This is a genomic window from Altererythrobacter xiamenensis (assembly GCF_900177715.1).
Taxonomy (GTDB): Bacteria; Pseudomonadota; Alphaproteobacteria; order Sphingomonadales; family Sphingomonadaceae; genus Erythrobacter; species Erythrobacter xiamenensis.
This window is the reverse complement of record NZ_FXWG01000001.1, coordinates 751,011-774,924: the sequence shown is the minus strand read 5'-3', so window position 1 is coordinate 774,924 and position 23,914 is coordinate 751,011. Positions and strand designations below refer to the sequence as shown.

General features: G+C 63.2%; 24 protein-coding genes. 12 read left to right on the top strand and 12 right to left on the bottom strand.

Annotated features, from left to right (window positions below):
- Positions 1-13 precede the first annotated feature (13 nt).
- The gene (locus tag CCE89_RS03865; protein ID WP_086436673.1) at positions 14-1,360 is read right to left on the bottom strand and encodes an MATE family efflux transporter; all 1,347 of its coding nucleotides are present in this window, start codon (positions 1,358-1,360) and stop codon (positions 14-16) included.
- Between the two features lie 138 nt (positions 1,361-1,498).
- Between CCE89_RS03865 and CCE89_RS03860 the strand changes: the two genes are divergently transcribed.
- Entirely contained in the window at positions 1,499-2,068 is a 570-nt protein-coding gene (locus CCE89_RS03860) for a (2Fe-2S)-binding protein (protein ID WP_086436672.1), read from the top strand.
- 24 nt (positions 2,069-2,092) lie between these two features.
- On the opposite strand, the gene CCE89_RS03855 is transcribed toward CCE89_RS03860, so the two are convergent.
- Complete coding sequence (locus tag CCE89_RS03855) at positions 2,093-4,201, bottom strand: TonB-dependent receptor (RefSeq protein WP_086436671.1); 2,109 nt, start codon at positions 4,199-4,201, stop codon at positions 2,093-2,095.
- A gap of 151 nt (positions 4,202-4,352) precedes the next feature.
- On the opposite strand from CCE89_RS03855, the gene arsC reads away from it, so the two are divergent.
- On the top strand, positions 4,353-4,694 hold the full coding sequence (arsC, locus tag CCE89_RS03850; RefSeq protein WP_086436670.1) for an arsenate reductase (glutaredoxin): 342 nt from the start codon (positions 4,353-4,355) through the stop codon (positions 4,692-4,694).
- A 15-nt stretch (positions 4,695-4,709) separates the two neighbouring features.
- Here the strand turns inward: arsC and CCE89_RS03845 are convergent, their stop codons facing one another.
- The gene (locus CCE89_RS03845; RefSeq protein WP_086436669.1) at positions 4,710-6,071 is read right to left on the bottom strand and encodes an MFS transporter; all 1,362 of its coding nucleotides are present in this window, start codon (positions 6,069-6,071) and stop codon (positions 4,710-4,712) included.
- A gap of 115 nt (positions 6,072-6,186) precedes the next feature.
- Between CCE89_RS03845 and CCE89_RS03840 the strand changes: the two genes are divergently transcribed.
- Positions 6,187-6,840 carry a class I SAM-dependent methyltransferase gene (locus tag CCE89_RS03840; protein ID WP_143255950.1) on the top strand — a complete coding sequence of 218 codons (654 nt, stop codon included), beginning with the start codon at positions 6,187-6,189 and terminating at the stop codon, positions 6,838-6,840.
- Positions 6,841-6,843: 3 nt separating this feature from the next.
- Here the strand turns inward: CCE89_RS03840 and CCE89_RS03835 are convergent, their stop codons facing one another.
- Positions 6,844-7,659, bottom strand: a complete 816-nt coding sequence (locus CCE89_RS03835; RefSeq protein WP_086436668.1) for a glycerophosphoryl diester phosphodiesterase membrane domain-containing protein — start codon at positions 7,657-7,659, stop codon at positions 6,844-6,846.
- An 81-nt stretch (positions 7,660-7,740) separates the two neighbouring features.
- Here CCE89_RS03835 and lipB point away from each other — a divergent pair, with 81 nt between their 5' ends.
- Both lipB and CCE89_RS03825 read left to right on the top strand, forming a co-directional pair.
- On the top strand, positions 7,741-8,424 hold the full coding sequence (gene lipB, locus CCE89_RS03830) for a lipoyl(octanoyl) transferase LipB (protein ID WP_086436995.1): 684 nt from the start codon (positions 7,741-7,743) through the stop codon (positions 8,422-8,424).
- Positions 8,421-8,747: a hypothetical protein gene (locus CCE89_RS03825; RefSeq protein WP_086436667.1), complete on the top strand. Its 327-nt coding sequence runs from the start codon at positions 8,421-8,423 to the stop codon at positions 8,745-8,747. Before lipB ends, CCE89_RS03825 begins: the two co-directional genes overlap by 4 nt.
- On the opposite strand, the gene CCE89_RS03820 is transcribed toward CCE89_RS03825, so the two are convergent.
- Positions 8,744-9,859 (bottom strand): alkene reductase, encoded by a 1,116-nt coding sequence (locus CCE89_RS03820; RefSeq protein ID WP_086436666.1) that lies wholly within the window; start codon positions 9,857-9,859, stop codon positions 8,744-8,746. The two genes, CCE89_RS03825 and CCE89_RS03820, sit on opposite strands and share 4 nt — an antisense overlap.
- Positions 9,860-9,927: 68 nt before the next feature.
- Here CCE89_RS03820 and CCE89_RS03815 point away from each other — a divergent pair, with 68 nt between their 5' ends.
- Positions 9,928-10,851: a DMT family transporter gene (locus tag CCE89_RS03815; RefSeq protein ID WP_086436665.1), complete on the top strand. Its 924-nt coding sequence runs from the start codon at positions 9,928-9,930 to the stop codon at positions 10,849-10,851.
- Between the two features lie 10 nt (positions 10,852-10,861).
- On the opposite strand, the gene CCE89_RS03810 is transcribed toward CCE89_RS03815, so the two are convergent.
- The 5 genes from CCE89_RS03810 to CCE89_RS03790 form a co-directional block, all read right to left on the bottom strand.
- Positions 10,862-12,181 carry a DUF2254 domain-containing protein gene (locus tag CCE89_RS03810; protein WP_086436664.1) on the bottom strand — a complete coding sequence of 440 codons (1,320 nt, stop codon included), beginning with the start codon at positions 12,179-12,181 and terminating at the stop codon, positions 10,862-10,864.
- A 33-nt stretch (positions 12,182-12,214) separates the two neighbouring features.
- Positions 12,215-13,201: a quinolinate synthase NadA gene (gene nadA / locus CCE89_RS03805; RefSeq protein WP_086436663.1), complete on the bottom strand. Its 987-nt coding sequence runs from the start codon at positions 13,199-13,201 to the stop codon at positions 12,215-12,217.
- A 98-nt stretch (positions 13,202-13,299) separates the two neighbouring features.
- Positions 13,300-14,079: a hypothetical protein gene (locus CCE89_RS03800; protein WP_086436662.1), complete on the bottom strand. Its 780-nt coding sequence runs from the start codon at positions 14,077-14,079 to the stop codon at positions 13,300-13,302.
- Positions 14,080-14,159: 80 nt separating this feature from the next.
- Positions 14,160-14,834 carry a DUF4230 domain-containing protein gene (locus CCE89_RS03795; protein ID WP_086436661.1) on the bottom strand — a complete coding sequence of 225 codons (675 nt, stop codon included), beginning with the start codon at positions 14,832-14,834 and terminating at the stop codon, positions 14,160-14,162.
- Positions 14,819-15,691 carry an MBL fold metallo-hydrolase gene (locus tag CCE89_RS03790; protein WP_086436994.1) on the bottom strand — a complete coding sequence of 291 codons (873 nt, stop codon included), beginning with the start codon at positions 15,689-15,691 and terminating at the stop codon, positions 14,819-14,821. Before CCE89_RS03790 ends, CCE89_RS03795 begins: the two co-directional genes overlap by 16 nt.
- A 166-nt stretch (positions 15,692-15,857) precedes the next feature.
- Between CCE89_RS03790 and glpK the strand changes: the two genes are divergently transcribed.
- A complete protein-coding gene (gene glpK / locus CCE89_RS03785; protein ID WP_086436660.1) occupies positions 15,858-17,327 on the top strand; it encodes a glycerol kinase GlpK in 1,470 nt (489 codons plus the stop codon).
- A gap of 15 nt (positions 17,328-17,342) precedes the next feature.
- Here glpK and CCE89_RS03780 read toward each other — a convergent pair whose 3' ends face one another.
- Both CCE89_RS03780 and CCE89_RS03775 read right to left on the bottom strand, forming a co-directional pair.
- A complete protein-coding gene (locus tag CCE89_RS03780; RefSeq protein ID WP_086436659.1) occupies positions 17,343-17,831 on the bottom strand; it encodes a DUF1465 family protein in 489 nt (162 codons plus the stop codon).
- Between the two features lie 121 nt (positions 17,832-17,952).
- Positions 17,953-18,150, bottom strand: a complete 198-nt coding sequence (locus CCE89_RS03775) for a YdcH family protein (protein WP_086436658.1) — start codon at positions 18,148-18,150, stop codon at positions 17,953-17,955.
- A gap of 181 nt (positions 18,151-18,331) precedes the next feature.
- On the opposite strand from CCE89_RS03775, the gene CCE89_RS03770 reads away from it, so the two are divergent.
- The 5 genes from CCE89_RS03770 to tilS all read left to right on the top strand — a co-directional run bounded on the left by CCE89_RS03770 (position 18,332) and on the right by tilS (position 23,901).
- The gene (locus tag CCE89_RS03770) at positions 18,332-18,487 is read left to right on the top strand and encodes a YdcH family protein (RefSeq protein WP_086436657.1); all 156 of its coding nucleotides are present in this window, start codon (positions 18,332-18,334) and stop codon (positions 18,485-18,487) included.
- Positions 18,488-18,627: 140 nt separating this feature from the next.
- Positions 18,628-20,898 carry a phosphoenolpyruvate--protein phosphotransferase gene (ptsP, locus tag CCE89_RS03765; protein ID WP_086436656.1) on the top strand — a complete coding sequence of 757 codons (2,271 nt, stop codon included), beginning with the start codon at positions 18,628-18,630 and terminating at the stop codon, positions 20,896-20,898.
- A gap of 143 nt (positions 20,899-21,041) precedes the next feature.
- A complete protein-coding gene (locus CCE89_RS03760) occupies positions 21,042-21,866 on the top strand; it encodes a helix-turn-helix domain-containing protein (RefSeq protein WP_086436655.1) in 825 nt (274 codons plus the stop codon).
- 126 nt (positions 21,867-21,992) lie between these two features.
- On the top strand, positions 21,993-22,952 hold the full coding sequence (locus CCE89_RS03755; RefSeq protein WP_086436654.1) for a tetratricopeptide repeat protein: 960 nt from the start codon (positions 21,993-21,995) through the stop codon (positions 22,950-22,952).
- Entirely contained in the window at positions 22,918-23,901 is a 984-nt protein-coding gene (gene tilS / locus CCE89_RS03750; protein ID WP_086436653.1) for a tRNA lysidine(34) synthetase TilS, read from the top strand. The genes CCE89_RS03755 and tilS overlap by 35 nt, the downstream gene beginning before the upstream one ends.
- Positions 23,902-23,914 lie beyond the last annotated feature (13 nt).

Sequence of the window (23,914 nt, the reverse complement as noted above, 5' to 3'; positions counted from 1 at the left end):
GGTCAGCGATACTTCAGGTCCGGGGTGAGCCTCGCTTGAGCACGCGCCAGACGATCAGCGCCGCGATCGCTCCGCCAATCACATTTGCTGCAAGTTCGCCGGTGTAGATGCCTGCAGACCCGATCCTTCCGCGCAAGACCCACGCCACGGGCAGCATGATGAGGAAGACCCGCGCGAATGATTGCAGGAGGGCAAGGTTCGCCTTGTCGACAGCATTGAGCGCGCCGTTCGACACGATCAGGAGGCCGAAGCCGGCGTAACCCCAGGCCGCGATCGAGAGATAGCTGCTGAACTCTTCGATGACCTGCGGATCCTCGGTGAAGAAATCGGCGAACCAGTCACCGTTGAAGGCGAGGAGGGCGGCAATGAACAGGCCCCAGCCGATGCAGAAGGCACCCGCCAGCAGAATAGCGTGGCGCGCGCGATCATACTGCTTCGCCCCCCAGTTCTGCCCGATGATCGCGCCGATAGATCCCGACAGGCCGAGCAGCGGAACCACGGCAAAGCTCTGGACCCGGCCTGCTGCACCGAAACCTGCGACCGCTGCTTCTCCCTGGCTGGCTATCAGCGCGGTGAGGACGGACAGGCCGATCGGATTGATCGAATTGGAAAAGGCGGCGGGTCCGGCGACCTTGAGCATGGCGACGAGCGGTTCGCCAATCGAGCAATTGCGCAGCGAGGACGGTTCTATCCTCAGCGGTGCGCGGCGCATCAGGAAGAAGCCCAGAACGATACCGCAGGCCCAACCGGCGAGCGTCGCATAGGCTGCGCCGACGATGCCCAGCCCCCCGATGCCGAAGGCTCCTGTAATCAGGATCGGATCGAGCACCCAGTTCGCTGCGGCATAGGTGATCGAGACGAGCGACGTGCGCTTCGCCTCGCCCTGTCCGCGCAGCACGCCATTGATCCCCATGATCGTCATCTGGAGCGGGAAGCCCAGCGCGAAGGGCTGCATGTAGGTCCGGATGAAGGGGAGCAGGTGGTCTGGTGCCTGCAGCAGGGAAAACAGTGGATCGAGCGCGAAGAAAAGCGCGAGCCCCACGATGATGCCGCTCGCAATAGCGAACAGCAGGCCCAGCATCCCGCGTCGCTGCGCCTTTTCCACGTCCTCTTCGCCCAAGGCGCGCGCCACGACCGAATTGATCCCGACCATCACGCCGACGCCGACGCTGCCCATGGCAATGGTGACGGGAAAGATGAAGGAGATCGCGGCGAGCTGCTCGCTGCCGAGTTGCCCGATGAAGTAGGCATCGACCAGTCCGATCGACATGATCGCGGCTACGCCGAGGATCATCGGTAGCGTCTGCGAGACGAGATGCCCCGGGATGGACCCGCGCGTCAGTTTGGCATTCTCGCTCATCGGATCTGGCGCTTAGCTCCGCGGTGCGGGCGGGGCAAAGAAAAAGGATGCGAAATAGCGCGCTGGCGCGCTTGTGCAGGTTCATCGCCCCATGCGATAGCGAGAACTGGTCAAGGGTCAGAAGGACAACTCAACAGCATGCCGCGCATGACGGTCAACGAGAAGCCGGTCGAGTTCGACATGGACGATGATACGCCCTTGCTCTGGGCGCTCCGCGACGCGGCCAACCTCACCGGCACGAAATATGGCTGCGGCAATGGCGATTGCGGGGCGTGTATGGTCATGGTCGACGGCGCGGCGCTCCGCTCCTGCCTCATAACCCTCGCCGAATCCGAAGGGCGGTTCATCACGACCATCGAAGGGCTGTCACGCGATCGCTCGCATCCCGTTCAGCAGGCGCTGGTGGCGGAGCAGGCGATCCAGTGCGGCTTCTGCACGCCCGGCCTGGTCATGGCGGCGAGCGCTCTGTTGCAGGCAAACTCGGCGCCGAGCGAGGCCGAGATCAAGGCGGCGATCCCCAATTTGTGTCGCTGCGGGGTCTATCCGCGGCTGGTCCGCGCGATCCAGCGTGCGGCCCGCGTGTCCCGCGGGGCGGAGACGATAAGCGCAGCGCCTCCACCGGGCATCAGCGCCGAGGATGCATCGCGCACTGTGCCGGCACTCCGTCCGCTCCGGCGAGAAGCGCCGGAAACGGATGGAGCGGACTAGGCGCCGCGCATTGTCTGCGCGTTGCTAGAAAGACAGGCGCACACCGACGCGGGCGCTGAACGGCTCACCCGGCTGGATGTTGTTGTCGCCATGCGCGCTCGGGAAGTAGGCTTCGTCGAACATGTTCTCGACGTTGACCTGCAGCGACAGGCGGTCGCTGACGTCGAAATAGGCGGCGGCATCGACGCGGACGTAATCCGGGAGAGTCACTGCATTGCTGAAGCTGGTGAACTGCTCGTCCTGATAGATCACTCCGAGGCCTAGCCCGAACCTCTCGGTAAAGTCGTAGCGCGTCCAGGCCGTGATCTGGTGCTCGGGCAATTGCTGGAGGCGGGTACCGGCGGATGCGAAAGTGCTGTCCGTGCGGATCTCGCCGTCGAGGTAGGTGTAGCCAATATTGGCGCGCCATTGCGGAGTGATTTCGCCGGCCACGTTGAACTCGAAGCCTTCGGTACGGCTTTCGCCCGTGAGGACGGTGAGCCCGCTGTTGTTCGGATCGCTGGCGCGTGTGTTCGTCCGGTCGAGTCGGAAGAGTGCGGCGGTCAGGAATACGTCCGCAGTCGGTGCCCATTTCAGACCGACTTCGTAATTGGTGAACTTTTCGGGTGCAAAGTCGGCGGTCGAGGGTGACAGGATCAGGAACTGGTCGCCCGCCTGAGGCAGGAAGCTGGTGGCATAGCTCGTGTAAAGCGAGAGCTCGCTCGTCGGCTTGAGAATGAGGCCGAGGCGAGGGCTCACTTTCTCGTCCACACGGTCGCCCGGTGTGCCGGTCAGCAGGTCGACAGTCTCGAGGTCGAACCGGTCCCAGCGCAGACCCGCAATGATCTCGACGCTCTCACCCAAGGCGATCTGGTCCTGAATGTAGCCCGAAAGGACCTCCAGCGAGCTGTCGCGGTCACGTATCGGTGCGGTGAGCGAAATCGAAGGAAAGGCGAAGATGTCGGAAAGCGGCGCGGTAAAGCGGCTGGTGAATCCGCCCGCGCCGTCATCGAACCGGGCATCTGCACGGCTGTTCTGGGTGTCCTGCCAACTCGCTTCGAAGCCGGCGAGAATCGTGTGGTCGATGGCCCCTGTTTCAAGCTGCCAGACGAGATTGGCCTGGGCAATCCAGTTGCTCCGATCCTGCGTGTCGCGGTAGCCGGAGAATTCGACGTCAGTGCCATCGAAACCGCGCGGCAGGATGTTGGCGTAAGCCTTGTCGTAGTCCGCGAACTGAACAGTCGCATTGGCGCTCAGCGCGTCGGAAAAATCATGTTCGAGACGCGCGCGGACGATGTGTACTTCGGCGCTCATCTCGTTGAAATCGCGGTCGCCAAACAGCGTATCGCGATAACCGCGCAAGGGGCCAGAACCATCGGCGGGGTTGCCGCGATCGACCAGTCGCTCGTCATCGTTGTAGGAATAAGACGCGATGAGACGCGTCGCATCTCCCAGTTCTACCGTGGCGGTCGGCGTGAAGCCGATGAAGCGACCGTCATAGAAGTCGCGGTTGTTATTGAACTCTTCGTAGATCGCGTTGATGCGCAGCGCTGCGGGCTCGGAGACACGCGCATTGACGTCACCTGCAACCGAGAAGGCGCCGAAGCTGTCGACCGACGCGTCAAACTCGGCAGAGAAACCGTTGAGGCGTGCCTGCTTGGAGACGCGGTTGACCACGCCGCCGCCGCCGCCACGACCGAAGATCAGCGCATTGGCACCCTTGAGCACCTCGATCCGTTCGACATTATAGAGCGAGCGATAATACTGCGCGTCATCACGCAAGCCGTCGAGGTAGAAGTCGGCTGTGGTTTCCTGCCCGCGAATGAAAATCTCGTCGCGATGGCCTTCGCCCGTCTCGAGGCTGATGCCCGGTACATATCGCAGCGCTTCGCCCAGCTGACGGATCGACTGGTCTTCGAGCTGGTCGTCGGTCACGAAGGTGATCGTTTGCGGCACGTCGATCAGCGGGGTGGGGGTCTTGGTCCCGGTCGAACCGTCTTCTTCGCCATAGCCCTGGCGTTCGCCGGTGACGATGATGGAGCGCGGCAGATAGTCGCGGTCCTCGGCGGCGTCATCTGCAGCAAGGGCTGGGAGGGGGGCAACAAGTGCAGCGGCGGAAGACAGAATGGCCGCGCGACGGAAGCTAAGGGACATAAAACACTTTCTTGCGAATGATTCTCGATAATCGACCTGCTATTGAGAATAATTCGCAATTGCAAGCATTCGATCACTGTTGGCGGAAAAATTGTTCAATGCTAGGCGCGCAGCCAACTCACTCGATCAATCCGAAATCAGGAGACATCCGTTGAAAGCGACTATCTGGCACAATCCCAAATGCGGCACTTCGCGCAAAACGCTGGCCCTGCTCGAAGAGGCCGGGGCGGATGTGACGGTCGTGGAATACCTGAAAGAACCGCCCACGGCGGACAAGCTCGAACAGCTTTACCGCGACGCCGGCATCACCCCGCAAGAGGGCCTGCGCATGCGCGGCACCGACGCGGCGGAACGCGGATTGCCCGAGGCTGACGATGCGACCGTACTCTCCGCAATGGCCGCCGAGCCGATCCTGATCGAGCGGCCGCTCGTGGAAACCGACAAGGGTGTGCGGCTTTGCCGCCCGCAGGAAAAGGTGCAGGAAATCCTCTGACCGGTGGCCGGAGGGTCAGGCGCGATCGCGGTCGTGCGTCAGCACTTCGTCACTGGTTAGCTGCTTCCAGCCAACCACCAGGACCATTGCGCAAAACGCGATGATAATGCCGAAAGCGACCGGCTCGGAGAGGTTGTAGAGCAGCACGCCGACGGCTGGTGCCACGACGAAGGCTGCGCCTGAAATCGACGCGACAATGCCGGAGGCTTCTCCCTGCTCGGCGCGTGATACCGCGAGCGAGGTGCCAGCGGTGAAGCCGGGGCGGAACAGCCCGAAGCCAAGGCTGGCGACCGAATAGCCCAGCGCAATGGCGTGCAGATCCTGCGCCAGCGCAAAGCCCACGGTGCCAAGACCCGCCAGCGTGACGCCCGAGAGCGTCGCCGCGCGCGGGCCGAGGTCGAGCCGCGGAATAACGCCCCATTGCGCAAGCAGGGTGGCGATCGCGCCGCACATCAGCACGATGCCGACAGGTCCGGCTCCCATTGCCGGATCGCCGCGCAAGCCAAGCCGGTCGAGCACGAGGAAGCCGACGATGCCGAGCACCATTGCCTGCGCATGGCCACCGAGCAGCCCGGCGATCACCCAGGGCCGCACGCGCGGCTCCCACCAGCTAAGCCGCTGTGCGGGGCCGTCGCCCTCGTTGTCGTCGTCATCGCCACTCTCGTCATGGCTGTTATTGGAGCCCGCGCTGAAAGGCGCATCGAAGGTCCGCCCCTTGGCTGAGAATTGCGGCGTGTCGTTGGGGAGCCGTAGCCGCAAGGCCACCAGCGCTACCACTCCCACCAGCGCGAAGGCGGCGAATGGGCCGGTGAGCCCCAGTCCCGGGAAGATCAGCAGCGGGGCGAGCGCCGGGCCGAGCACGGTGCCTAGCCCGAAGCTCGACGCGATCATCGACAGAGCCTGGGTCCGCTCGGACCGCGGGGTACGGGCCGCGACATAAGCCTGCACCGCAGGCGGCGCGGCAGATCCGAAGCCGCCGTAGAGGCTGCGCGCGATGGCAAAGAGGATGAGCGTCCAAACGGCCGGAAGCAGGGCAGCGAGCCCGAGCCAGAGGATAAGTCCGCACAATCCCATCGATACGATGAAGCCGACAAGGCCCAGCGCCATCATTGCCTTGCGCCCGCGACGGTCGCTGCGCCGCGCCCAGAACGGGGCACAGACCACCCAGAGCAGCGCCGACCAGGTATAGGCGAGGCTGATCCAGACGTCGGCGACGCCCAGAGCCGTACCGATGGACGGCATGACCGACTGCATTGCGGTATTGCCCGCTGCGGTCACCAGCATGACCGAAAACAGCAGTATCATGCGCCCGCGGGAAATCGCGCGCGGAGGCGGTGCGGCGTGTGCGGCCAGTTCGGGCGGATCGGCTTCTGCCATGACCGTTTAGCCGCTAGGCCAGTGCGGCGCCGCTTGCAATCGCCTGGAGCTTCTGCGAGGTGCCGAGCCTTCTTGCGCGGGCTGGAGTGGCTCTGCGCGGCAATTGGAAGATTTAATGGATTCTGAAAGCCTGGTGGCGGGACAAAAAAGAGGAGGCCTTCGCGATCGTGTCGGCCAGTATCTCGCGCAATGGTCGGTCTTCTTCCGTGGATTTGCCGAGCATCCCCGTATGGTCGGCTCGATCATTCCGTCCTCACGCTTTACGGTCAGCAAGATGCTGGAGCCCGTCGACTGGGGCAATTGCCAGCTGTTCGTCGAATATGGCCCGGGCATCGGCACCTTCTGTCAGCCGGTGCTCGACAAGATGCGCGGCGACGCGACGCTGATCGTGATCGACACCAACCCGCTCTACATCGAGTACCTGCAGGGCGCGATCCGCGACAAGCGGTTTCATGCAGTGCACGGCTCGGCAGCGGACGTCGAAAAGATCATCGCCGATCATGGCTTCGAGCATGCCGACTACGTGCTTTCGGGATTGCCGTTCTCGACGCTGCCTGCAGGTGTAGCGCCAGCGATCGCGGCTGCGACCCACAAGGTCCTGCGCCCCGGCGGAGCATTCCTGGTGTATCAGTTCACCGCCGCGTGCCGCGACTATATGGAGCCGCATTTCAAGCGGATCGACGCCGGTTTCGAATGGCTCAACATCCTGCCCTGCAAGCTGTTCTGGGGCTGGAAGGATGCCGAAAAGGTGTCGGCACCCTCCGACTGAGCTTCAGTCGAAGGTCTCGCTGATCGTCTCGGTCGAAGGGCCGGCCAGCTGGCGATGGATCGCTGCGTAGATCGCCAGGAAGAGCAGCGAGAACACCGCGCCCATCAGGCTGGAAAGAATGCCGTCGATCCACAGCGCAACCTCGCCGCTTCCGGCCATCGCACTGATGAGGCTGAAGATGATGCCCAGCACCATCGAGACGACGATCAGCGCGATGATCAGCAGCACCATGAAAGCGAAGACGTAGCGCGTGTTGCCCTTCACCAGCGACCACGACCGCTTGATCGCGGCAATCGGATTGAGCTTGTCCTCGATCGCCATGACCGGCGCGATGAGGACCATGCGAATCATCAGCAGGATCGCAAGGATGACCACCACGAAACCGAGGATCACGCCGACCGCTACTCCTGCGGTTGCGGCGGCCACTCCCACCAGCACGGCCGCAATACCGATAAGGAAGCCCAGGATCAGGGACGCCGCGAGATAGGGCAGCACGGCCTTTGCGCCAATCCCGATCGCCTCGCCCACTGTCGGGCGCTGCGAGCGGCCAAGCAGGGCGAGAATCGCCAGCGTACCGATAGTGCTCGCAAGGCCATAAACCAGCATGACCGGCCAGTTCTCTGCCATGTAGGCGGCAAATGCAGCCTGCATCGCATCGGGATTTTGCGCCGCCTGTTCGAGCTCGGTTCCCGGCGCGATCACGGCCAGCATCAGCGAGGGAAGAAACAGGAATACGGCGCCCATGATGAGCACGAGGTCCTTGTTGGCCGTCAGCATCGCAACCGCATCGGACCACGCGCGTCCCATGTCGAACTTCATGCCATTCCTCCCTATTTAGCCCGCGTCAGTGCGGCTTTCCTCTTGATAAGCGCTATTCAAGGCTCCACGCAATTGCCCATGATGCTTGATACCCAGCCTTCCGCCGATTCCGGCGCGGTCGAATGGCAGCGCGATTACGAGCGTGTGCCTTATCGTGCGGCGCTGGATGCAATGGAGCGGCGCAATGCCGCCATTGCCGTGGGGCAGGCGAGTGAGCTTTTCTGGATGCTCGAACATCCGCCGGTCTATACCGCCGGGACCAGTGCCGTTGTCGAAGAGCTGCTCGATCCGCGCTTCGAAGTGGTCAAGACCGGGCGCGGGGGGCGCTATACCTACCACGGCCCCGGTCAGCGGGTGGGCTACGTCATGCTCGACCTGACGAAGCGCGGGCGCGATGTGCGCCGCTTCGTTCATGGGCTGGAGCAGTGGGTGATCGACACCCTCGGCAGTTTCGGGGTCGAAAGCTGGGCGGTCGATGGCCGCGTCGGCATCTGGACGAAGGACGTCGACGGGCGCGAGGCCAAGATCGGCGCGATTGGCGTACGCGTGCGGCGCTGGGTGACGATGCACGGATTTGCGGTCAATCTCGACCCGGACCTCACGCATTTTACGGGGATTGTCCCCTGCGGCATCGAGGAATTCGGTGTCACCAGCCTCGCGCGGCTGGGCCTCGACATTTCGGCGCAACAGTGGGACGAGGCGCTGATCGCGCAATCGCAAGCCTTTCTCGAAAGCCTCGCCAAATATAGCGGAAACACCCGATGAAACGTAACAGCGTGCTTGTACTTCTACCGATCCTGCTGCTCGCGGCATGCGGCGACGATGCGGCGCCTACTGGCGAGGTCGACGATGGCACCGCGGCGGAAGGCGAAGTGCTGGGCGGCACGATCAGCGACGAAATGCTGCCGCTTGATCGGCTGCAGTCGCAATCGCCGCCCCTGCGCGAGGAAACAGGCAGCGCCGATGGCGCATCATCGAGCGAGAGTGCCGAAAGCGAAACCGCTCCGCCTGCCGAAGCAAGCGAAGCGGTTTCAGAGAATGCCAGCGAGGCAGAAGGTGAGAGCGAGCCCGCAGCGGCCGAAGACTAGGCCGCGTTCTCGCTTTCGCGCTCTTCCTCGAGCGTCGGATAGTCGATGTAGCCTTCCGGACCCGGCAGGTACCAGCTTTTCGGCACGTCCTTGTTCGGGTTCCAGTGCGCGCCCTGGCGAATGCGCTCGGCAAGGTCGGGGTTCGAGATATAGGGCCGCCCGAAGCTCACTGCATCGCACTTGCCGGCATCGACATCTGCCACGGCTTCTTCGGCGGTGTAGTCGCTGTTGAGGACCAGCGGGCCGGTATAGAGCGTGCGGATCAGCGGGCTCTGCTTGGGCACGTCGGTCGAGCCGAAAGTGCCTTCAGGGCCCGGCTCGCGCAATTCGACGAAGGCGATGCCGAGCTCTTCGCATACGCGCGCTGCCGCACCGAAGGTCGCTGCCGGATCGCTGTCATCGCAACCCTGCGTTTCGCCATTGGGTGACAGGCGAATGCCGACCCGGTCCGCGCCCCAGACGTCGATCAAACCTTCGAGCACTTCGCGCATGAAGCGGGTGCGGTTTTCCGGGCTGCCGCCGTACTCGTCTTCGCGCAGATTGGTGCTGTCGCGCAGGAACTGGTCGACCAGATAGCCATTCGCGCCGTGAAGCTGAACGCCGTCGAAGCCCGCAGCCTTCGCGTGGCGTGCCGCATTGGCGTAATCTTCGACTACACGTGCAATCTCGTCCTTTTCGAGCGCGCGGGCCTGTTCGTGCGGCTTGCGGCCGGTCGGCGTGTGGGCATGGTCGGGCGCGGTCGTCGCCGAAGCCGAAACGCCCGGTTTTCCGTCGAGAAAATCGGGGTGCACCAACCGGCCCATGTGCCACAGCTGCATGACGATCTTGCCGCCCTCTGCGTGGACGGCTTCGGTCGTGAGCTTCCAGCCCTCTGCATGTTTCTCGCTCCACGCACCCGGCGCGGCGGGCCAGCCCAGCCCTTCGACGCTGATCCCGGTCGCTTCGCTGATGATGAGGCCGGCGCCTGCGCGCTGGCGGTAATAGGTCGCCATCATCTCGTTGGGGATCGAACCGGGAAGCGTCGAGCGACCACGGGTGAGCGGCGCCATGAAGATGCGGTTCTTCGCCTCGATGGCGCCGAGCGTCAGCGGCTGGAAGAGCGTGTCGTGCAAGGGTCTGATCCTTTCCTCTGGTTTCTTTTCGGCTTCGCACTTGGCGCTTCGAGGGCTAGTGCGCAAGCATGGAAAATAAGGGGGGCAGACAAGCTGTTCTTGGCCAGCCGCGGCGCTGGTTGCTGCTGCTCGCCCTGCTTGCGGGCAATATGGCGCTGGCGGTCGGTCCCTTGTTCGTGCGGCTGGCCGACACCGGTCCGGTGAGCGCGGCCTTCTGGCGGCTGTTCCTCGCGCTGCCCTTCCTGCTGATCTTTGCAAGGGTTTCGGGGCAGGCGATTGGCGGGATACCGCGCCGGACGCTGGCGCTCGTAGCAACGGGAGCCGTGGCTTTCGCGCTCGACCTGTCGAGCTGGCATATCGGGATAGAGCAGACGCGGCTGGGCAATGCGACGCTGTTCGGCAATGCAGGCTCGATCGTGCTGCTGTTCTGGACCTTCATCATTACGCGCAGCCTGCCCAGGGGCTTCGAATGGCTGGCAATCGCGCTGGCTCTGGGCGGCGCGAGCATTCTGTTGGGGCGCAGCCTCGAGATTTCCGTCACGACGCTGGTGGGCGATTTGTTCTGCCTCGCCGCCGGACTGTTCTACGCGGTCTATCTGCTCACCTTGCAGGACGCGCGCAAGGGGATCGGCGCGTGGAGCCTGCTGGTGTGGGTCAGCATCTTCGCCTGCCCGGTTATCCTGGCGATCGCGCTGCTTCTGGGCGAGCAGGTCTGGCCGACCGACTGGACCCCGGTGGTGATCCTGTTCATTTCCAGCCAGCTGATCGGGCAGGGACTGATGGTGTTCTCGTTGAAGCACTTTCCGCCGCTGGTCATTGGTCTTGCGCTGCTGACGCAGCCCGCACTCGCGGCCATGATCGGCTATTCCGTGTTCGGGGAAGTGCTGCTGCCGCTCGATGTAGTCGGCATGATGATGCTGGGCGGGGCGCTGGTCTTCGCGCGGACCACTCGTCCGAAGGGTGTTCCTGCCGGGCAGACTGCAGCAAGCTAGCGATCGGCGCCTACTTCCAGAAGTTGCGCTCGAACCCGGCGTAGTGGCTCTGCATCCGGTCGAGATCCGGGCCGCGCAAATTGGTCTCTCCTTGCAACGCCAGCAGTCGCCCCTCCTCTCTCAGGAGAGCTTGCCGTCTCTCGTCGCGGATCGGATTGGCAGCGTTCGCCAGCGTATCGAGCATGACTTCAGAAGCGATCGGACTGGTCGAGACTGCACTGCGCATGGCGCCGAATCCCCGCTTCACGTAATGTTCGAAATCATCGGGCAGCGGGATGAGCGGGCAGTCCTCCGCGTCCTTGCTACAGATGTCCTTGCGCAGGTCGCGGCGGCCGATCTCTGACGTTGCCGCGCCGAGCCAATGGAGCGCGGTGATCGCCGTGAAAGGATCATTGATTCCGGGCGAGAGTGCACGCAGGCCGATCTCCACCAGTTCGTCGATCAGGAACTGCGGATCCTGCTCGGGCGTGCGCGTCGCGCCGAGCGTGAAGCATTCGCGCACCCGCTCCTCGATGTCATCCGGCTTGCAGCCGTCGATTTCCATCAGCGGCAGGTCGCGGTGGACAAAGTCGCCCGTACGAACCTTGAGCGAGAAAGTGCAACCGCACTCGCGTGCAATATTTTCCAGATCCCGAAAATCGATCATCTGGACGTAGCCGGTTTTCTGCGAAGTGATCGGCTCCCCTCCGGGCTGATCGAGTGCATCGGAAAACTCGTCTTCGAGCGGGTAGGTCTTGCGGATACTGGCGAGCAGCCGCCTTCCGATCCTCTCGAGCACCTTGTTGATGCGGATCGACGAGGGGACGTGATTGAGGAAGAAGACCAGCACCCCGACGCACGCAGCCATGAGGAAATAGGCGACCAGCAGCGAGAGTTGCGGCGCGAAGCCGGGCAGCGCATCGGCGCCCGCCTGGCCGATGGTGGCGGGGGCTTCATCCTCGGCCCGTACGGCTCGCAATACGATGAGTGCGTAGACGAAGGTGCCGATGAAGGTCCCGAGACTGACCTGATTGCCCTTGTCCTCGAGGAAATTGGTCAGGAGGCGAGGGCCGTAATTTCCGCTAGCGTAGGTCACCGCGACGAGCGTGATCGAGAACACGGTCGAAGCGACGCCGATCATGGCGCCCGCCATGACGGTCAGTATGTCGGATGCGCCGCCCGGACGCACGGGCACCAGCCACTCGATATCGTTCAGCGATTCCGCAAAGCCGTGGCGGTCGAGGTAGACCGTCCCCAGCGCGAGCAGGGCAGCAAGGATAGAGAACAGCGCCGGATAGAACCAGTAATTGGCGTTGAGGCGCGCCCAGAAGAAACGGATTTCCGCGGTCATGCAGGACTAACGCCCATGGAGGCGCGCGGTGCCCTAGACCTTGCCGAGATCGCCCTTGCCGATGGTGCCGCTCGCCATTTCGAGCATGCGGTCGAGGCTCTGCTTGGCCTTGAGACGCAGTCCTTCCTCGATCTCGATACGCGGTTCCAGATCGCGCAGCGCGGTGTAGAGCTTCTCCATCGTATTGAGCGCCATGTAGGGGCAGATGTTGCAGCTGCAGTTGCCGTCAGCGCCCGGTGCACCGATGAAGTTTTTCTCCGGCAGCGCCTTTTCCATCTGGTGGATGATGTGCGGCTCTGTCGCGACGATCAGCGTGTCGCCTTCGAAGGTTTCGGCAAATTGCAGGATGCCGCTGGTCGAGCCGACATAGTCAGCGTGGTCGATGATCGTTGGCGGGCATTCGGGGTGCGCTGCGACGGGTGCATCGGGATGCTGCTGCTTGAGCTTCATCAGCTCGGTTTCGCTGAAGGCCTCGTGCACGATGCACACGCCCGGCCACAGGAGCATCTCGCGGTTGAACTTGCGGCTGAGATATCCGCCCAGGTGACGGTCGGGACCGAAGATGATCTTCTGATCCTTCGGGATCTGCTGCAGGATCGTTTCCGCGCTGGAACTCGTCACGATTACGTCGGACAGCGCCTTCACTTCGGTCGAGCAGTTGATGTAGGTAAGCGCGATGTGATCGGGGTGCTTCTCGCGAAACGCCTTGAACTTTTCGGGCGGACAGCTGTCCTCCAGTGAACAACCCGCGTCCATGTCGGGCAGGACGACGATCTTTTCGGGGCTGAGGATCTTGGCCGTGTCGGCCATGAACTTCACGCCGCAAAAGGCGATGACGTCGGCATCGGTTTCGGCGGCCTGCTGCGACAGCTGGAGGGAATCCCCGACGAAGTCGGCGATGTCCTGGATATCGGGCGTCTGGTAATAATGCGCCAGGATCACCGCATTGCGTTCCTTACGCAGCCGGTCGATCTCGGCGAGCAGGTCTTCGCCGCGGGGGATCTTGCTCTCAACACTCATGTCTTCATTCCCGTCTTCTGGCGGTCAAATCGGTGGATTTGGCGCCTTCTATAGACCAACGGACGGAGAAGCGAGAGCGTTCCGTGGAAGTCGCGCAGCTAGAGGGTGAAGCCGGGCGGAAGGAAAGCTTCCATCGGCCTTTCGGCTCCCGGACTTCCTTCCAGCAACGCCTCCGTCATGGCGTAACCGATTGGCGAATAGGCCAGCGCCATCGAGAGCGCGAAGACCGCCACGTAAATGCCAAGGCCCCATTTGTAGGCAGGATGGACATATCCCAGCCGCCGCTTGTCGGCGATCATGCCGATAACCGGGAACAGGAAGGTCACGAATTGAGTGATCGTCCAGGCATAGGGTATCAGCAAGGGCATTGGTAAGAGGCGGCCGATGCCCGGGCCGAGCAGCACCGCCATGGAACAGAGCATCAACCGGCGATGCCAGCCGGTATAGCGTTGCCGCTTGAGCGCCCACCATGCGATCCCGCCGAAGCACCACAGGACCGCGAGGTTGCTGAAAAGAAACTCGCTCTTGTTGAAGAAGAACGGACCGCCGGTTCGCCGCGCCACCACGAACATGATGAGCGTGCCGACAAGGACCATGGCCGGAACCCAGAAATAGGCGAGCTTGCCAAGGGACCGGTGCAGTGCCCAGTTCTGCGCCGAAGCGGTGATGTGCTGGGCGAGGAACAGCCCGATCCAGCCCATGAATATGAAGGCATGGACGTGGTAGGATATCGGCACGTCGAAGCTCGACCTGCCCATCGCCAGATTGAGCGAAAAGCCCGCGACGATAATCGCGGACATGACAACGGCCATGATCGTGAAGAAGCGCGTGTCCCGGTGCGCCTGTGCGCCACGCGGCGGATCGGCAATGGTGGCCATACTCGTATTCCTCCCCAAGAGCGAGCGACCGCGTGTATTTTGTGTGTGTTGTCAGGACTATGCCCGAAGCGGGCGGCAGGTCAATCGCCTGCGAACATCACTTCGACAGTCGCGTCCTCATATCCGGCGACGGCGAGCGGTGTGGCGAGGTTCTGGCGCACAGCCTCGATCGCGGCATTCCGCGCGAGGCTCATGACTTGCGGGTTTCGCGCGAAGGCTGCCGCGCGCCGCTCGGCCTGCTGCGAATTGTTGCGGGCCAGATCGGCGGAGGCATCGCGCGTCACCCAGTTGCCTTCCGTGAACACGCGCGCTCGCGCCTCGTCGAGGTTGGGACGAGAGATTTTCAGCGGCGGCAGGACGACGCGCATGGTTTCGTTCTCTTCGTCCCAGTCGAACCGGTCACGGTCCATCTGCGAAAGGTCGAGCCGGTATTCGACCATGGCCGGAATGATTGCCGCCTGGCGCGATTTCAAAAGATCGATGTTGAGAATGCCGCGGGTGTCCTCGCTCTCGGCCACGACTTCGAAGCGGGAGGAGAAGACGGTGAGCGAGTTCTGCTTTTCGAAGGCGAGCATCGCGCTTGCTACCGGATCGCCCTGTTCCTGTTCGAAGAAAGCTTTCCAACCGAGCCATGCCGTTGCGGCCAGCAGAAGGATGACGATCAGCCACGGCACCGCCTGAACCCGTGCGAGCGATTTTTCCCGCAAAACCGCGGGTTGGCTCTCAGTTCGTGTCGAGTTCAGATCGTCTGCCATATATCGTCCGAACGGCCGACCAGCCCGCGGCGTTCCAGATCGATCAGATGCGCGGTCACGCTCATCTCCGCAGCCTTGTGAAGCTTGGGGTCGAGACCCTTGTACATCTCGGGAATGAAATCGGGGGTCGGGCGCGCCTGCTCGCCCAGCAGGCGCAGGATCTGGTTCTCGCGCTGGCGGCGGTGGCCGATCATCCCGCGCACCAATTGCTTCGGCTTGGTGATCGGTTCGCCATGGGCGGAGTAATAGATGCTGTCGTCACGCGCCTGAAGCCGCTCGAGGCTCTTCATGTAATCGCCCATGTCGCCATCGGGCGGGATTACGACGCTGGTCGACCAGCCCATCACATGGTCGCCGGTGAACAGTGCGCCGCTTTCCTCGAGCGCGAAGCAGATGTGGTTCGAGGTGTGGCCGGGCGTGTGTATCGCGGTGAGCGTCCAGCCGGTGCCGGTCATCTGTTCGCCGTCCTCCATCACCCGGTCAGGATCGTAGGTCTGGTCGAAGGCTTCGTCCGAACGGGGAAGGTCGGTCTCGATTACCAGCGGGGCGCAGCCGACCACCGGCGCGCCGGTCTTTTCGGCGAGCGGCGCGGCAGCCGGCGAATGGTCGCGGTGCGTGTGCGTACACATGATCGCTGTGATCGTGGCATCGCCAACCGCGTCGAGGATCGCAGATATATGCGCCTCTTCCGCAGGGCCGGGGTCGATCACTGCGACATCAGGGCCTGCTCCCACGATGTAGGTCTGCGTGCCGGTGTAGGTATAGGGCGAGGGGTTGGGCGCGAGAACGCGCCGGACCAGAGGTTCGCACTGTTCGGCTATGCCGGTCGGCCAAGGTTTGGGTGGGATCGCCATCATTTGCATATGGGGAGGAATTCGTTTGGCCTCAAGCGCCGGCACTCGCTTCTGCTCGTTTGGCTTTCCTCGCGCCTTTGCGAGCACGCTCGCGGCGCTGCGGGCGGGCGGTCGCCCTTGCGGTCGCTGCGCGACCGATTAGGACAGAAGCCTAGCGAGAGGAAACCGAATGTCCGAATTGATCCTGGTTCTCGATGAGGGAACGACTTCGACCCGCGCCATGCTGTTCGGTCCGGACGGGACGTTTCATGGCAGCGCCCAGCAAGAGTTGACCCAGCACTACCCCCGCTCCGGCTGGGTCGAACACGACGCGGCCGAGATCTGGGAGCGTACGCTCGCCTGTGCGCGCGAAGCGGTAGAGAAAGCAGGCGGCGCAGACCGGATTGCGGCAATCGGCATCACCAACCAGCGCGAGACCGTGGTCGCCTGGGACAAGGCGAGCGGGGAGCCGCTTGCTCGCGCGATCGTGTGGCAGGACAGGCGCACCGCGGATGCCTGCGAAAGGATGCGTGCGGGCGGGCATGAGCGAGAGGTTCAGCGCCGCACCGGCCTGCTGCTCGATCCCTATTTCTCCGGCACCAAGATGCGCTGGATGCTCGACCACGAACCTGCCGTGCGCTCCGCCGCCGAGGCGGGAAGGCTGGCTTTCGGAACCATCGAGAGCTGGCTGGTATACAAGCTGACCGGGGGCGAACACCTTTCCGATGCGAGCAATGCCAGCCGCACGCTGCTGATGGAATTGGGGCGTCCCGGTTTCGACGAGGGGCTATGCGACCTGTTCGACGTGCCCCACGGTACGCTGCCCGAAGTCGTCGACAATGCGGGCGAACTGGGCAAGGCGAGCGCAGAATGGTTCGGCCGCGCAATCCCGGTTACCGGCATGGCGGGCGATCAGCAGTCGGCGACCATCGGCCAGGCCTGTCTCGAACCCGGCCAGACCAAGGCGACCTACGGCACCGGCGCTTTCATCCTGACCAACAAGGGGCGTGAGATACCACGCTCCGAACACCGCCTGCTCGGCACGGTGCTCTACCAGTTGGGCGGCGAGCGGACCTATGCGATCGAGGGGTCTGTCTTCGTCGCAGGCAGTCTCGTCCAGTGGCTCAGGGATTCGCTCGGCATCCTCGAGGTCGCTTCGCAAACCGAGGAACTGGCGCGCTCTATCGAGGACAGCGGCGGCGTCGTGATCGTCCCCGCACTGACCGGTCTCGGCGCACCGCACTGGCGGGCCGAAGCGCGCGGCGTGGTCACGGGGTTGAGCTTCGCCAGCGGCAAGGCCGAACTGGCGCGCGCGGCGCTTGAGGCGATGGCGCACCAGACCCACGACCTTGCCGAAGCCTTTGCCGCCGACGGCGCCCGCTGGGAAACCTTGCGGATCGACGGCGGGATGAGCGCGAACGACTGGATGGCGCAGGATCTGGCGAACATGCTCGATCTTACGGTGGAGCGGCCCGGTTTCGTGGAAACGACTGCGCTCGGGGCGGCGATGCTTGCCGCTGCGGGCGTTGGCCTGCATCCCGACCTCGCCTCCGCCGCAAGCGCAATGCGGGGCGAACTCAGCCGCTTCGAACCGGATATGGACGATGATGTGCGAACGGCACGTCTGGAGGCCTGGCGCGAGGCATTGGCCGCAGCCTGACCCGAAATCTCAGCGCTAAAGGCTGTTCTGGCGGCCTTTTTGCACTTCCTGCGCCATCAGCGCCTGGCCGATCCGTTCGTGCATCTGGCGAACGCCAGGGGCCGTTTCGAAGCCATCGCGCCATGCACGGTCGAGCCGGGCGATCCGCCGGTGGAGCCGGATAGTGTCCTCGATCAGATCGCAGGTCGGCTCTTCCAGCAATTCCAGATCCTCGGGCGTCGAGGGCCGGTCATGCGGCAGCTTGCTGTGCTTGCGCAGCTGGCCTTCGCTCATTTCACCTTCGAAATAGGCGCGCTGGTTAAGCAACCAGGCGAGCACATGCATCATCCGCGTGGTTGCCTTCAGCCCTTCGCTCGAGAGCGCGAGGCGTAGCATGTCATCGGCGTCGCGCGTCATTTCCCCCATGCCTATGGCGAACACGGCGCGGACTTCATCGGCAAGGACGAGTGCCTCGCTGTAAAGCGATTCAATGATCGGGCGGGAGAGTGAACTTGGGCGTGCCATTTGTAAAATTGGCTACGTGCAATGGGGCCATCGCACCAGCTTGGAAACCATCTTTTCCCGTGTGAAAACAAGGAGTGTCCCAGACTGGAACGCTTCTGCGCCAATCCTTCGCTTCGATTTTTCAGGCGATGATGTCGGGCAGCAAAGTGTCCTCGATCAGGGATATCTGGTCCTTCAATCGCAGCTTGCGCTTCTTGAGACGAGCGATCTGCAACTGGTCGGTCGAACCGGCTTCGGTCAGCGCGGAGATTGCTGCGTCGAGGTCGCCATGTTCGGTGCGCAGCAGTTCAAGCCGCTTTCGCAGTTCGATTTCGTTCACCGCAAATGCCCCTTACCAACTGCAACTGCCTGCAGATCGTCGCGTAGAATGCCCTAGCTACGGATTCTCACCGAGTAGACCTTTGCAAGATAGGCATGTTGTGGTTTGATGACAATTCGCGGTTCGTCCGCGCAGGACGAGTCGCTCCATCGGGGGTCAAACCTCTAACAGGAGAGCCTATATGGAATCGTCCCACGTCCACGCGCTACAGTCGAAACATGCCGGTATCGAAGCCCAGCTTCGCGAAGAAATGAACCGACCCGCGCCCGACACGGCGACAATTCAGGAACTCAAACGACGCAAGCTCAGGCTGAAGGAAGAAATCCAGCAGGCCTGAATGGCAGCGCAGGCAGCCGGTCTCTCTCCCGTTTCGCGGGAGGAGCCGGCACGCCGCGATATAGCCCCAGGCGATAAAAAGCCCGAAGCGGCGCAGCTTGTCGTTTCGCATTTGCGGCTCTGTGTTATAGGCGGTTTTACATGACCGCCGCTGCAGCCGCCCGCCAGATCCTGACCCGCCTTCACGAGGTGATGGCCTCGCGCATGCATGCGCAGGGCAAGCTCGACCGCGTCGTCGAAATCATCGGCGAAAGCCTCGATAGCGAAGTGTGTTCGATCTACCTCCTGCGCGAGGGGATGCTCGAACTCTATGCGACGCGCGGCCTCAACCAGAGCGCTGTCCACGTCACCCGCATGGCGCTGGGCGAGGGTCTGACCGGCACGCTGGTCGAGAATAACGAAACGCTCAATCTCGCCGAAGCGAAGGCGCACCCGGACTTTCAGTACCGCCCCGAAACGGGCGAGGAAAAGTTCCACTCCTTTGCCGGCGTGCCGATCGTCTATCGCGAACGCGCAGTGGGCGCGCTCAACGTCCAGCACGTCGATCCGCGTCGCTACGAGGATATCGAGATCGAGGCGCTGCAGACCACCGCGATGGTGCTGAGCGAGCTGATCGCCAATGCCGGGCTGGTCGACGAGGTCGACGCGAGCGGTTCCGGCGGGGCTCTCGACGGCACGCAGACGGTCAATGGATTGACGCTGGTGAAGGGGCTGGCCGCCGGTCACGCGGTCTTCCACCAGCCGCGGATCGAGATCGACCAGGTCATGGCCGATGATATCGAAGCCGAACGCCAGCGGGTCTATCGCGCTTTCGACAAGATGCGCGAGCAGATCGACAACATGGCGAGCCAGGCCGAGTTCGGGGTCGGCGGCGAACACGAGGAGGTGCTGCAGACCTACAAGATGTTTGCCTATGACGAGGGTTGGTCGCGGCGCATCAACGAAGCGATCGATTCAGGCCTGACGGCGGAAGCCGCGATCGAGCGTGTGCAGCAGCGCACCCGCATGCGCATGCGCGAAATCGACGATCCGCTGCTCGCCGATCGCATGCACGATCTGGAAGATCTCGCCAATCGCCTGCTGCGCATCGTGTCGGGGCAGCTCGGCACGGCAGCGACGCAGGGCTTGCGGCGCGACACGATCCTGATTGCTAAGAACCTCGGCCCTGCCGAACTGCTCGAATACGACAGGCGCAAACTGAAGGGCGTGATCCTCGAAGAAGGCTCGCTTACCGCGCATGTCGTGATCGTGGCGCGCGCGATGGGCGTGCCGGTGCTCGGGCGGACCCGCGGATTGCGCGGCATGGTGCGCGAAGGTGACGAGATCCTGCTCGATGCCGATCATGGCACGGCAACGCTCAGGCCCTCGCAGCAGATTGCCGAAGCGTTCGATACGCGCTTCGCCAAGACGCGCGAAAAACAGGCTGCCTATGCCGAACTGCGCGATGTGGAACCCTTCACGCGCTGCGGCACGCGCATCCAGGTCATGATCAATGCCGGCCTGCGTGACGATATGAGCGCGCTCGCCATGACGGGCGCGGACGGGGTCGGTCTGTTCCGCACCGAGTTCCAGTTTCTCGTTTCGGCAACGCTGCCCCAGCGCGAGCGGCAGACGCGGCTTTATCGCGACGTGCTGGATGCAGCAGGCGACAAGCCGGTGATCTTCCGCACCGTCGATATCGGCGGCGACAAGGCTGTGCCCTATCTGCGCGACGAAGCAGCGAACATGGACGAGAACCCGGCGATGGGCTGGCGAGCCCTGCGCATGGCGCTCGAACGCGAAGGCTTGCTCAAGGCACAGGCGCGCGCCTTGCTCGAAGCGTCAGCCGGTCGGTCGCTCTATGTGATGTTCCCGATGATTTCGGAGCCTTGGGAGTTCGACGCGGCCAAGGCCGTGTTCGACGAGCAGCTCGACTTTCTGAAGGTCCGCAAGAAAATCCTGCCGGAAAGCATCCGCTTCGGCGCGATGCTCGAAGTGCCCTCGCTGGCCGAAGTGATCGATATTCTCGCGCCCCGCCTGGACTTCCTCTCGGTAGGCACGAATGACCTCACGCAGTTCCTGTTCGCCGCAGATCGCGCCAATCCCAAGCTGGCAGAACGCTATGACTGGCTGAGCCCCTCGATTCTTCGCTTCCTCAACCGCTTGTCCAATGCGCTGGTCGGTCAGGAAGTCGATCTGGGCATCTGCGGTGAAATGGGTGGACGCCGGCTGGAAGCGCTCGCGCTGCTCGGTCTCGGTTTCCGCCGTCTCTCGATCACGCCGGCAGCGGTCGGCCCGATCAAGGAACTGATCCGCCAGGTGGATCTCGCCGAGATCGGCGATGCGATGAATCGCTGGTTGGTGTCGCCGCCTGCGGACATGCGGACCGAGCTGCGCGAATGGGCGGCAGAGCGAGGTATAGAAGCCGACTAGCCGAGCGCTGTGAATGATTCGCCGTATTTGAGGGCCGCTTTGCCGAATCCGGCTCCCGCGTTATGCTGGTCTCCCTTGACTAACCCTTCATTGCAGGACTTTCATGCGTCAAAGACTACAAAACTGGTCGCTTGGACGTAATAATGACTGAACACGAAGCGGAAGCGGTAGAAGAGCTTCCTCTCGAGGGGGCTGGCGCGCAGCTGCGGCGTGCGCGCGAAGACAGGGGGCTTGATCTCGATCAGGTCGCTGCCGAAACACGCATTCCCACACGACATCTTGAAGTAATCGAACGCGGGGCTTTCAACGAATTGCCAGCGCGCACCTATGCGATCGGTTTCAGCCGCACCTACGCCAAGATGCTGGGCCTCGACGAGAAGGCCATCGCAGACCAGGTTCGCAGCGAATTGTCCGAACATGACGATACGCGCGCCGAGCGGGGCATGAGTTTCGAGCCGGGCGATCCGGCCAAGGTGCCTTCGAGTGGGCTTGCATGGGCGGGCGGTTTCGCAGCCATCATCCTCCTCGTCGGCTCGGCGGTATTCTACTCGACCTATTACGGTATCGGCGAGGGGCCCGGCCCGATCGAGCCCGATCCCGAACCGGCGCTGGCTACGAATGAACAGCCGAGCGCTGACCGCGAAGCCCCGGTTGCCGCGGGCAGCGATGACACGGTTGTCTTCACTGCGCTGGAAGAGGGCGTTTGGGTCAAGTTCTACGATGCCAATGGTGTCGAATTGCTGCAGAAACAGATGGCTAGCGGCGAGCGATTCGAGATCCCCTCCGATGCGGAAGGGCCGCAGATATGGACGGGCAGGCCCGATGCCTTTGCCATCACGATCGACGGAAAGTCGGTGCCCAAGCTGGCCGAGGACGATTTCGTGATGCGCGACGTCGCCATTTCGGCCGAAGCGCTTCTTGCGCGCGCCGATCAGACCGGTGACGATACGGCGGTACAGAACAACTGAGTTTCCCCCGTTTTGGCGGTCCTGCGGCTCGACTTGGATCGGTGCTTTGGGCACAGATTCGCCTGAGGTTCAGGCTCGTGACGCTATCGGCGGGCCGAAGTAAGCAGTTGAGGAGCCACTGGCCCAATGTCGAATAGCGTGACCCGGTTTTTCGCCCCCGTCCTTGCCGTGAGTGTTCTGTTGGCATCGCCGGTACCGGCTGCTGCCCAGGACGACGTTTCGGAGGCGCGCGTGCGCAAGATCGAGGCAGAGATCCGTGCTCTCCAGCGCAAGGTGTTTCCCGGCGGCGACGGCCGGTTTTTCGAGCCACAGATCAGCGCTGGCGAACAGACGAGCAGCACCAGCAATGCACCATCGACCACCGCGGTGACCGATATCCTCGCCCGGCTCGATGCTATGGAGGCACAGCTTCAGCGGCTGACGGCGGCGAACGAAGAAAACACCAACGCAATCGCCGGGCTGGAATCGCGCATAGAACTGCTGGAAGGCCGTGGAACTTCTCCGACAACCACGACTACGACGGTAACGCCCCCCGCGACCGGGCAGGGAAGCGAGGAGCCGAGCGCTTCCGAAACCAATCTGAGCGCCATGTCGGGCGGTCAGTCTGCTTCGTCCGGCACCTCGACCGGCGCAGCTGCCGGGCCATCGGCCGAGCGGCTTGCGGCGGTGCAGGCGATTGCCAAGCCGCAGACCGACGATCCTGCCGATGACGAATATTCCTACGGCTTCCGCCTGTGGGACGCAGGTTTCTATCCGGAGGCGCAGCAGCAGTTGACGCTCTTCGTGGAGCGGTATCCCGGCCACTGGCGCACCACCTATGGTCGCAATTTGCTCGGCCGGGCCTATCTCGACGACAACAAGCCGCGCGAGGCCGCACCCTGGTTCTTGCGCAACTACCAGACCGACAAGTCGGGCGCTCGCGCCGGAGACAGCCTGCTCTATCTCGCCGAGGCGATGATCGCGATGGAAGACACCAATCGCGCCTGCATCGCACTGGCCGAGTTCAGCGAGACCTATCCGGCGCTCGCAACGGGCCGCCTGCAGGATCAGTATGACCGCAACAGGGCCAAGGTTACCTGCAATTGATAACCCGCTACCACCCGGGCTGATCGCGCGCTTCCGCGCCGACCTCGCATCGCTTTGGAGCGGTGAGGGGCGGCTTGGCATCGCGGTTTCGGGCGGGCCCGACAGCCTCGCACTGCTCCTGCTGGCCCATGCAGCGATGCCCGGACAGATCGTTGCGGCGACGGTCGATCATGGCTTGAGGTCCGAAAGCGCCGAAGAAGCGGCGATGGTCGCCGATCTGTGCCGGAAACTCGGGGTTCCGCATGCGGTGCTGCCAATTGAGGTTCCCCGGGGTAACGTTCAGCACGAGGCGCGCACGGCACGCTATGCGGCTCTGGCGAGATGGATGCGCGATGAAGGTATCGCCGCGCTCGCGACCGCGCATCACGCCGACGATCAGGCTGAAACGCTGATGATGCGGCTCAATCGCGGCAGCGGATTGTCAGGCCTCGCGGGAGTTCGCGGACGCGGCACTTTGCCAAGCAGCGATCTGTCGCTAGTCCGCCCGTTACTCGGCTGGCGCAAAGACGAATTGGAAAAACTGGTCCGGGATGCAGGGATTGTCGCTGCCGAGGATCCCTCGAACGAAGATATGCGCTTTGATCGGGCACGTATGCGTGCGGCGCTTGCGGATGCCGATTGGCTGGATGTCGAGGCTGTCGCCCGGAGCGCCTCGTGGCTGGCCGATGCCGATGCTGCGCTCGATCAATGGGTGGAGCGGGTCTGGAGCGATGGAAGCCGGCCATCGAATGGCGATCTCACACTCGCGCTGCCTGCGGATTTGCCGCGCGAGGTCAGGCTGCGGCTTCTCGCCCGCGCGATGGAGCAATTCGGCGCGGCACCGCGCGGCTCGCAAGTGGCCGAAATGCTCGACGCTCTCGAACAGGGCGAAACCCGCAATCTGGCTGGTGTGATCGTGGTGCCTTCAAACGCAGGCTGGGTCCTGCGCCGCGAACCGCCGAGGCGTTAGTCGCCGCCGCGCT

Coding starts and splice junctions, on each gene's coding strand:
- CCE89_RS03865 (WP_086436673.1), bottom strand. CDS start 1,360: ATGAGCGAGAATGCCAAACTGACGCGCGGGTCCATCCCGGGGCATCTC.
- CCE89_RS03860 (WP_086436672.1), top strand. CDS start 1,499: ATGCCGCGCATGACGGTCAACGAGAAGCCGGTCGAGTTCGACATGGAC.
- CCE89_RS03855 (WP_086436671.1), bottom strand. CDS start 4,201: ATGTCCCTTAGCTTCCGTCGCGCGGCCATTCTGTCTTCCGCCGCTGCA.
- CCE89_RS03845 (WP_086436669.1), bottom strand. CDS start 6,071: ATGGCAGAAGCCGATCCGCCCGAACTGGCCGCACACGCCGCACCGCCT.
- CCE89_RS03840 (WP_143255950.1), top strand. CDS start 6,187: ATGGATTCTGAAAGCCTGGTGGCGGGACAAAAAAGAGGAGGCCTTCGC.
- CCE89_RS03835 (WP_086436668.1), bottom strand. CDS start 7,659: ATGAAGTTCGACATGGGACGCGCGTGGTCCGATGCGGTTGCGATGCTG.
- lipB (WP_086436995.1), top strand. CDS start 7,741: ATGCTTGATACCCAGCCTTCCGCCGATTCCGGCGCGGTCGAATGGCAG.
- CCE89_RS03825 (WP_086436667.1), top strand. CDS start 8,421: ATGAAACGTAACAGCGTGCTTGTACTTCTACCGATCCTGCTGCTCGCG.
- CCE89_RS03815 (WP_086436665.1), top strand. CDS start 9,928: ATGGAAAATAAGGGGGGCAGACAAGCTGTTCTTGGCCAGCCGCGGCGC.
- CCE89_RS03810 (WP_086436664.1), bottom strand. CDS start 12,181: ATGACCGCGGAAATCCGTTTCTTCTGGGCGCGCCTCAACGCCAATTAC.
- nadA (WP_086436663.1), bottom strand. CDS start 13,201: ATGAGTGTTGAGAGCAAGATCCCCCGCGGCGAAGACCTGCTCGCCGAG.
- CCE89_RS03800 (WP_086436662.1), bottom strand. CDS start 14,079: ATGGCCACCATTGCCGATCCGCCGCGTGGCGCACAGGCGCACCGGGAC.
- CCE89_RS03795 (WP_086436661.1), bottom strand. CDS start 14,834: ATGGCAGACGATCTGAACTCGACACGAACTGAGAGCCAACCCGCGGTT.
- CCE89_RS03790 (WP_086436994.1), bottom strand. CDS start 15,691: ATGATGGCGATCCCACCCAAACCTTGGCCGACCGGCATAGCCGAACAG.
- glpK (WP_086436660.1), top strand. CDS start 15,858: ATGTCCGAATTGATCCTGGTTCTCGATGAGGGAACGACTTCGACCCGC.
- CCE89_RS03780 (WP_086436659.1), bottom strand. CDS start 17,831: ATGGCACGCCCAAGTTCACTCTCCCGCCCGATCATTGAATCGCTTTAC.
- CCE89_RS03770 (WP_086436657.1), top strand. CDS start 18,332: ATGGAATCGTCCCACGTCCACGCGCTACAGTCGAAACATGCCGGTATC.
- ptsP (WP_086436656.1), top strand. CDS start 18,628: ATGACCGCCGCTGCAGCCGCCCGCCAGATCCTGACCCGCCTTCACGAG.
- CCE89_RS03760 (WP_086436655.1), top strand. CDS start 21,042: ATGACTGAACACGAAGCGGAAGCGGTAGAAGAGCTTCCTCTCGAGGGG.
- CCE89_RS03755 (WP_086436654.1), top strand. CDS start 21,993: ATGTCGAATAGCGTGACCCGGTTTTTCGCCCCCGTCCTTGCCGTGAGT.
- tilS (WP_086436653.1), top strand. CDS start 22,918: ATGACCGCAACAGGGCCAAGGTTACCTGCAATTGATAACCCGCTACCA.